Annotated in this window: 9 protein-coding genes and 2 pseudogenes; 6 read left to right on the forward strand and 5 right to left on the reverse strand. The window is 66.7% G+C overall.

Annotated elements, in window-relative coordinates:
- Positions 1-116: pseudogene (locus BBK14_RS39670) on the forward strand (transcriptional regulator); the annotation flags it as partial.
- Between the two features lie 121 nt (positions 117-237).
- A pseudogene (locus BBK14_RS39675) lies at positions 238-562 on the forward strand (hypothetical protein); the annotation flags it as partial.
- Between the two features lie 9 nt (positions 563-571).
- On the opposite strand, the gene BBK14_RS34755 reads toward BBK14_RS39675, so the two are convergent.
- The 4 genes from BBK14_RS34755 to BBK14_RS06635 form a co-directional block, all read right to left on the reverse strand.
- Complete coding sequence (locus BBK14_RS34755) at positions 572-772, reverse strand: DUF3073 family protein (RefSeq protein ID WP_083390764.1); 201 nt, start codon at positions 770-772, stop codon at positions 572-574.
- A gap of 539 nt (positions 773-1,311) precedes the next feature.
- On the reverse strand, positions 1,312-2,418 hold the full coding sequence (locus BBK14_RS06630) for a malic enzyme-like protein (RefSeq protein WP_338045427.1): 1,107 nt from the start codon (positions 2,416-2,418) through the stop codon (positions 1,312-1,314).
- Positions 2,346-2,534, reverse strand: coding sequence for a hypothetical protein (locus BBK14_RS41610; RefSeq protein WP_338045428.1), 189 nt, complete (start codon positions 2,532-2,534; stop codon positions 2,346-2,348). The genes BBK14_RS06630 and BBK14_RS41610 overlap by 73 nt, the downstream gene beginning before the upstream one ends.
- A 40-nt stretch (positions 2,535-2,574) precedes the next feature.
- Positions 2,575-2,916, reverse strand: coding sequence for an ArsR/SmtB family transcription factor (locus BBK14_RS06635; protein ID WP_071060311.1), 342 nt, complete (start codon positions 2,914-2,916; stop codon positions 2,575-2,577).
- A 175-nt stretch (positions 2,917-3,091) separates the two neighbouring features.
- Between BBK14_RS06635 and BBK14_RS41195 the strand changes: the two genes are divergently transcribed.
- The 4 genes from BBK14_RS41195 (at position 3,092) to rpoD (ending at position 7,508) form a co-directional block, all read left to right on the forward strand.
- A complete protein-coding gene (locus tag BBK14_RS41195) occupies positions 3,092-3,220 on the forward strand; it encodes a hypothetical protein (protein ID WP_255565713.1) in 129 nt (42 codons plus the stop codon).
- Between the two features lie 313 nt (positions 3,221-3,533).
- On the forward strand, positions 3,534-5,348 hold the full coding sequence (locus tag BBK14_RS06645) for a phosphoenolpyruvate carboxykinase (GTP) (RefSeq protein ID WP_071060308.1): 1,815 nt from the start codon (positions 3,534-3,536) through the stop codon (positions 5,346-5,348).
- 298 nt (positions 5,349-5,646) lie between these two features.
- Positions 5,647-5,979: an ArsR/SmtB family transcription factor gene (locus BBK14_RS06650; RefSeq protein ID WP_071060309.1), complete on the forward strand. Its 333-nt coding sequence runs from the start codon at positions 5,647-5,649 to the stop codon at positions 5,977-5,979.
- 326 nt (positions 5,980-6,305) lie between these two features.
- Positions 6,306-7,508: an RNA polymerase sigma factor RpoD gene (rpoD, locus tag BBK14_RS06655; RefSeq protein ID WP_071060312.1), complete on the forward strand. Its 1,203-nt coding sequence runs from the start codon at positions 6,306-6,308 to the stop codon at positions 7,506-7,508.
- Positions 7,509-7,710: 202 nt separating this feature from the next.
- Here rpoD and BBK14_RS39275 read toward each other — a convergent pair.
- A partial coding sequence (locus BBK14_RS39275) for a hypothetical protein (protein ID WP_131802182.1) occupies positions 7,711-8,027 on the reverse strand: 317 nt, incomplete at its 5' end.

Consider the following 8,027-nt stretch of genomic DNA (forward strand, 5'->3'; position numbering starts at 1 on the left):
AAGTCCTCGTCGACGCCGGCCTGATCACCCGCGACAAACGCGGCGTCTGGGCCTACTACCGCGCCGTACCCGAAGCACTCGCCGCCCTCGCCACCATGTTCAGCCCACCCCAATAGCAGAGAACAGAACATCCCCACCGAACGGCGCGGCACCACGGCGAACACTCACCGTGGGCAGCTATTCCCCTGCTGGTCTCGTGGGGCTCCAGAACCCCGATCTGGGCGGTGCCCTGCGCATTTGCCTGCCGGACGGGACCTGCGTCAGACAGTCTGGATGCTCATGGTGTGGTCCCTGCTCTACGCCCTGACACGCAACGCTCTCGGACTGAGTTACTCCGGGTTCGTGGGGACACCGCGAAGGAGGTAGAGCTCCTCGTCCTGCGACTCAGGTAGCGGTGTTGCGGCGGCAGGTTCACCGGCCGACGCCGGAACGAAGGATCTACGTGTTCTTCGTCGTCGAACACGCCACCCGCCGTGCCCATGTCCTCGGAGTCACGAGACATCCAACCGCGGTGTGGGTCGCCCAGCGAGCACGGAACCTTCTCATGGATCCCGAGGAGCGTCGGTTGGGCTCAGCCGGTCGGCCTCCAGTTCTCGTCCGCCGGGTCGGGGTCCTGCGGGTCTGGGGGCGGGAGTTCGTCGCGGTCGTCGTGGTCCCGGGCGGGGGCGTCGCCGAGGTCTGACTGGAGTCGGTCGAGATCCAGGTTGAGGGAGGTGTATTTGAGTTTGCGGGCAACTTTCGTGTGTTTGGCTTTCGCTCGACCGCGTCCCATGGAACGACCCCTTCCGGCCATTGCGCACCCCCGCTACGGTGCTCGTTGTGTGTGATGCCTTCTGAGAACACGAGGCGGCACGGCTCCGCCACATTCTTCGGTATCGGTTTCATTACCCGAGGTAGTTCTGGAATCTGTGTGAGTGTGAGGGGTGACGCCGTTTCGCCAGGGTCCTCGACGCGATCCGCTGGATCCGGTCGCGGCTTGACCGTCGTGGCGTCGATGGTGGGGAAGTCGAGCTGCCAGCGTGGCGAGGTTGTCGACCTTCTGTCATTCTTGACTTGGACGTCGCCGGGGAGGCTTGGCGGTGGCGTTGATACCGCGATACCTGCACGTCCTTCACAGGAAGCGGCGTGCTTGGCGGGAGGTTCGGATAGGCCGGCCGGCGTCGRCACAAGGTCGACATGACCCCATGTCCCCCACGCGGCCCGCCCGCCCGGCAGCGGCGGACATGCCGACATCGCACATCGACGCACGCGCCCGACCTGTCCGGCTGTTTGACACTCCGTTTGGCTTCGTCCCTGGCCCGTGGCCCGCGTCTACTCATGTGCGGTGAGGGCGTGGGTCGCGGCGGCGGCTATGGCGGGGGTGAGGCGGGGATGGTCGAGGGGAGGCATCAGCTGTCCGGACGGGGTGTGCGCGGTCAGGGTGTGCACGGCGGCGACGCGAGCGGCCAGGGTGATGGGCTGCTGGGTGGTGACGGCTGCGGACAGCAGTCCGGGCAGGGCGTGTAGCGGCCGCGGGCCGGTGGTGGCTGCGGCGAGGGCCGGTGGTGTCTCCGGGCGGCTGTGGAGCACCGGGATACCGACGGGGGGAGCTGCCAGCCCGAGTAGATCGATGATCAGATCGATGTCGGGGGCGAGCCTGTGCAGGAGTTCGATGCCGTAGGCGACTGGGTCGTAGAGGGTCAGGTCGCCGATACGCGCCGCGACCAGCAGGCCGGCGAGGTCTCCACCACGAGGCGGATCGATCAGGACGACCCGGGCATGGTGGRGATCGATGGCGCGGGCTCGCAGGTGGGTGAGTGCTGCAGCGGCGACGCCGATGGCGAGGCCGTCGTTGACGGTGTCCAGCAGCAGGTAGGGCGCGGAGGTGAGGGCTACGCGGACGGCGTTCACGTGTCGGATGTGAGTGTGGACTAGGACGGTGGCGGCGAAGCCTGGTGCGAGCAGCCCGATCGCGGTGGCGAGTTCAGCCGCGCCGGTGGCGGCGATCGGCAAGGGGAAGACGTCGAGTCCGGTGGCTTGATGCAGGTGGACGGCCTGGGATTCCAACGCGGGCAGGGCGGCCGCGGACGTGAGCTGCTCGAAATCGAGGACCGCGCTTGCATCGGTGAGCAGAGCTACTCGCCGTGCTCGGCCGGTGTATCGGTCGGTGTGCCGCGGATGTGCGGCCAGGTGGCGGATGATGCGGCGGTCCGCGTCGGCGTCCAACAGCGCCAGGTCGTGGCCGGTGCCGGTGGCGACGCCGACCCGCTGGGCGAGTTTGCCAGTGGCTGCCGCACGGAACGCGAGGTCCTCGGCGCCGAGGAGGTCAGCGCCGAGCCGGCCGCGCAGGGTGCGGGTGAGCCAGGTCAGAGTGCTGGACCCGTCGGCGTCGAGAATGATCCGGCGGCACCGGTGGGGTCGGGTTCGTCGGCGTGGCACAGGACCGCGCCGGGCGCGTCGGCGATGATCGCCTGCACCGTCACCAGCGCCGACCGCGGGACCCGGATCCGGATGCTGTACGCCGGGTTCGTCCTGGCCGATCCCGGCGTCAGCATCTCGCCTCCGCCGGCCGCCCATGGCCGGAGGTCGGACTGTTCATGCTGAGCTCGTCTCGGCCTTGTGCAGCTGGGCGAGTAGACCTTGCTGGCTGGTCAGCAACTCGGTGAGGATCCGCCGCGCGGCACGCATCAGCTCGGCCACATCTCCGCCGGCCAGTGCGTACACCACCGTCGAGCCGTCCCGGGTCGCGGTCACGATCCCCGACCGGCGCAGCACCGCCAACTGCTGGGAGAGGTTCGAAGGTTCCACCTCGATCGCGGCCAGCAGTTCTCGCACCGGCGCCGGTCCGTCCGCCAGCAGCTCCAGCACTCTGATCCGGACCGGATGGCCCAACATGCGGAAGAACTCCGCCTTCGCCTGATACAGCGGTACCTGCACCAGCTCCACCGCCCTTCGCCGGACACCGCGTCACACCTCGATAGCCCACGGCGTACTCGACCCGGCGGACCCGGGGCCGACCCACCTCGCACGTGATCACGAGAGTCGCGCCAAGAGGGCACCGGGCGGGAAGATCCCGCCACGTCCGGAGCGCCCCGCACATGAGCTAAGCACAATGTCGCCAATTGACAAAGTCTTCAATTACTACATGATCGGCGGGAGCGAGGAGGGGCCCGCGCCGGCGATCGTGGGGCTGCCCGGTCTGTGGAGCGTCTTCGGGGCCGTGCCGCAGGCGCCGGGATAGCAGGGGTGGCCCGTCGAGATCCTGCCCATCGCTACTCCCAGCTGCTGGAACAGGTCCGATACCTCCAACCCGACCCCGGGCACCAGCTCCTCGCCGGCCGCTCTCCAGCGCCCGGATGCCGTCGGGTGGCCAAGGGGCCGGAAGAACTCCGCCTTCAGCTGATACGGAGGCGTCGCGACACGCCTTGCCTGGGGGCGCCCGCCGGCCGGCATGCGACGACATGTTGACGATCTCCGTTGTCGATAACCTGACAACTTCGTCAGATAGACGAGGTACAGTTCAACCATCTGACAGTCTGTCGAAGGAGTGGGAGATGCCCGTCACGATCCCGGGCCTACAGTCGACGCCGACGACACACCCGGCACTGTTGGAGTGGGTCGCCACGATCGCCGACCTCACCCGGCCCGACCGGGTTCACTGGTGCGACGGCAGCGACGCCGAGTACGATCAGCTCTGCGCGGAGCTGGTCGACAAGGGCACGTTCCTCCGTCTCGCCGAGGACAAGCGGCCCGGCAGCTACTACGCCGCGAGCGACCCCAGCGACGTCGCCCGCGTCGAGGACCGCACCTTCATCTGCTCGAGGAGCCGGGACGACGCCGGTCCGACGAACAACTGGACCGACCCGGACGAGATGCGCATCACCCTGCGGGGCCTGTTCGCGGGTTGCATGCGGGGCCGCACCATGTACGTCGTCCCGTTCTGTATGGGACCGCTGGGCTCACCGATCTCCGCACTCGGCGTCGAGATCACCGACTCGGCCTACGTCGCGGTCTCGATGCATGTAATGACCCGAATGGGTAGACCGGCCCTCGACCAGCTCGGACAGGACGGCTTCTTCGTCCCCGCCGTGCACAGCGTCGGCGCACCGCGCCAGCCCGGGCAACCCGACGTCGCCTGGCCCTGCAACGCCACCAAGTACATCGTCCACTTCCCCGAGACACGAGAAATCTGGAGCTACGGCTCCGGCTACGGCGGCAACGCCCTGCTCGGCAAGAAGTGCTACGCGTTACGGATCGCCTCGGTGATGGCCCGCGACGACGGCTGGCTCGCCGAGCACATGCTGATCCTCAAGCTCACCGGACCCGACGGGAAAATCCATTACATCGCGGCCGGCTTTCCGAGCGCCTGCGGCAAAACCAACCTCGCCATGCTCGTCCCGACCATCCCCGGTTGGAAGGTCGAGACCATCGGGGATGACATCGCCTGGATGCGCTTCGGAGACGACGGGCGGCTCTACGCCGTCAACCCCGAGGCCGGCTTCTTCGGCGTCGCGCCGGGCACCGGCCGGACGACCAACCCCAACGCCATCGACACGATCCACAGCAACGCGATCTTTACGAATGTCGCGCGCACCGATGACGGAGACGTGTGGTGGGAAGGGCTGACCGAGAACCCCCCGGCACATCTCATCGACTGGCAGGGCCGCGACTGGACACCACAGTCCGCGACGCCGGCCGCGCATCCCAACGCCCGTTTCACCGTCCCCGCCAGCCAATGCCCGACGATCGCTGCGGAATGGGCCGACCCGGCGGGCGTTCCGATCTCCGCGCTCCTGTTCGGTGGCCGTCGGGCCACCGCCGTTCCGCTGGTCGTCGAGTCCATTTCCTGGCAGCATGGTGTCTTCCTCGGTGCCACCGTCTCCTCCGAGACTACCGCTGCGGCGGCCGGGGCTGTCGGTGAGCTGCGCCGCGACCCGTTCGCCATGCTCCCGTTCTGCGGCTACAACATGGGCGACTACTTCACTCACTGGCTTGCCGTCGGCAGCCGTGCCGGGGCGCGGCTGCCGCGCATTTACCACGTCAACTGGTTCCGCAAACACCCCGACACCGGCGCGTACCTGTGGCCCGGCTACGGCGAGAACAGCCGGGTCCTCGCCTGGATCATCGGCCGACTCAACGGGACCGCGCAGGGCCGTGTGACACCGCTCGGCGTGGTCCCCCCACCCGAAGCGCTCAACGTCGACGGCCTGGACGTGACCGGAGACGACCTCAACCTGCTCCTGTCCGTTGACTGTGCCGCCTGGGAACACGAAACCGACACGATCCGTCGATACTTCACCGACCTCGGCCCCCGCATGCCCGACGCTCTCTGGGTCGAACTCGCGGCCCTCGCCGACCGGCTGCGCTGACACCACGTCCCACCCCTCACTCCCCATGAGCCAACGGGTTCGGCCGCCGCCACAGCCTGACAGCAATGCCGCCGACCGACGCTTCGTCCACGCCTCTGCCCCCGCCGCGCCTAGCTGGCTGTGTCCTGTCGGCAGCATTGGTTTGGCCACGTCGCCTTCCATCGACGGCTGTTAGAGAGCTGAACTACGCCGCTCCAATCTGATGAAGTTGTAAGGTTATTGAGTCGTGTGACGAGCTGTCGGACGGGCGTCGTGCCTGACGGACGGCTGGTAGTTGGAGGTTGGAGGGAGAGGTCGTATGGCGACGCCGCTGTACCAGCTGAAGGCGGAGTTCTTCCGGACCCTTGGCCACCCGGCGCRTATCCGGGCGTTGGAGCTGCTCAGCGAACGAGAGTGGTCGGTGAGCGAGCTGGTGCCCGAGATCGGGTTGGAGGCGTCGCATCTGTCCCAGCAGCTCGGGGTGCTGCGCCGCGCCGGGCTGGTGACAACCCGCAAGCAGGGCACGACCGTGTTCTACGCGGTGGCGTCACCGGAGATCGTGACATTGCTGGCGGTGGCCCGCTCAATCCTAACCGGCGTGCTACATGAGCAGGCCGACCTGCTGCGTGACCTACTCGCCACCGAGCCCTGAGCATTCCGGCGGAGTCAACGACCACAGCAGATCACGACCATCGAAACGATAATCTCATCTCGAGAGGATCAAGAGGCTTTCGGTCACGACCCAGCCAACAACCAATGCTTGGAATGACCGTCGACTTCTCACAGACATCGCTACATTTCGCCACGTGGAGAGGACCTGCTCGGTGGTCGACACTCTGAGCCCCTCGCGCCTTCCCGGATTCCGCAGGTGCCACGATCTGCGTTCTCGCTGCGGGCCCGTTCCCAGCGGCGAGTCAGAATATTGCTGGGTCTCCTGGAAAAATCTGCCGTCGACGCTGAGCATGGGTGCTGACTGACATGGGCCGGTCTTTCCGCGGACATGAAGATGCGCCGCCCACGGATCTGAGTGCTCCCGACGAAGCCGCGGAGGAAAAGGTCCGAGACCTCATCACCCGGGGTAAGGAGAACGGTTTCGTCACCCCGGAGGACGTTGTCGCTGCGCTACTCGCAGCGGAGCTGCCGCCAGAGAGCAGCGACGTTGTCCTACGGCTGCTCGCGGAGGACGGCATCGAGGTCCTCGATGAGGTGGGCGGGGACGCTTCAGACATGCCCAGCCGGCGTCGTGAGGGAGAGGAACTCGCGCTTGCGACGCCCCTCTCGGACCCGGTACGGATGTATCTCAAGGCCATCGGCCGGGTGCGATTGCTGACCGCAGAGGAAGAGGTCGACCTAGCGAAGCGGATCGAGGCGGGTCTGTTCGCCTCCGAGAAGCTCGCCGCCATCCGAAGGACCTCCCCGCGGCTGYGTCGGGACTTGGAGGCGATCGAGCAGGACGGTCAGATCGCCAAGCGCAAGCTGGTGGAGGCGAACCTGCGCCTCGTGGTGTCCATCGCCAAGCGGTACGTCGGCCGGGGCATGCTGTTGCTGGACCTGATCCAGGAGGGCAACCTGGGCCTGATCCGGGCGGTGGAGAAGTTCGACTACACCAAGGGATACAAGTTCTCCACCTACGCCACCTGGTGGATTCGGCAGACTGTCACGAGGGCCATCGCGGACCAAGGGCGCACCATCCGGATTCCGGTACACATGGTCGAGACAATCAACAAGGTCACCCGGATCCAGCGGCAGCTATTGCAGGATCTGGGCCGGGAGCCGTCGCCGGAAGAGATCGCCACACAGGTGGACCTCGCMCCGCACAGGGTGGAGGAAGCTCTCAAAGTCGGACAGACACCGCTCGCCCTGGAGACCCCGATCGRCGAGGAGCAGGACTCCCAGCTCGGAGACTTCATCGAGGACAACGACGCGATTGTGCCGTTCGAAGCGGCGAGTTTCGTCCTCCTGCAGGAGCAAATCGACTCGGTCCTACACACGCTGTCCGAGCGGGAGAAGAAGGTCATCCAACTCCGGTTCGGTCTGACTGACGGCCAGCCTAGGACGTTGGAGCAGGTAGGCCGGGAATTCGGGGTGACCCGGGAACGGATCCGGCAGATAGAATCAAGAACCCTGGCGAAGCTAAGCCACCCGGCGCGTTCACAACGACTACGCGACTACCTGGTATAGCCCCGCTTCAGGCGAGACCGCAGTCACGGGGTCTGACGTCCGACTAAGGGCGAGGGTCCGCGCTGGTAGCCGGCGTCATCGACTGATGGGACGAGGTGGACTCCATCCGCCATTGACGGTACCGGAATCCGCGGCGCGCTGCTGCGGTCCGAGGAAACAGCGCATGCCAGGCCCCATCGGGCCGGCGGTCAGACGGCGACGGTCAGGAGTCTGCCGGCACCTCCAGGAGTAACCACCCAGGGACACGGATCGAGGTCGGTTCGGTCTCCTCCGCGCCGGTGGCACCGTCTCGCATCCATGGAATCACGAATTGAAGACATATTCGTCTTGTCATCTCCCTCCCGGAAGGGGTGGAGATCCACACCCTGACGTTGATCGGATTGTTCATGTACCCGACCAACCCCGCCCGTCCCAGCGCCCTGGTCTTGGCGCGACGCAGCACAGCCAAGCGGTCCAAGTCCTTGAACGCGTAGGGCCTGCTGGTCCTCAGCCGGGCGACCAACGCATCGACCATGGCCG

Origin of the sequence: Parafrankia soli (assembly GCF_001854695.1) — a bacterium.
In the GTDB taxonomy this organism is placed as follows: domain Bacteria; phylum Actinomycetota; class Actinomycetes; order Frankiales; family Frankiaceae; genus Parafrankia; species Parafrankia soli.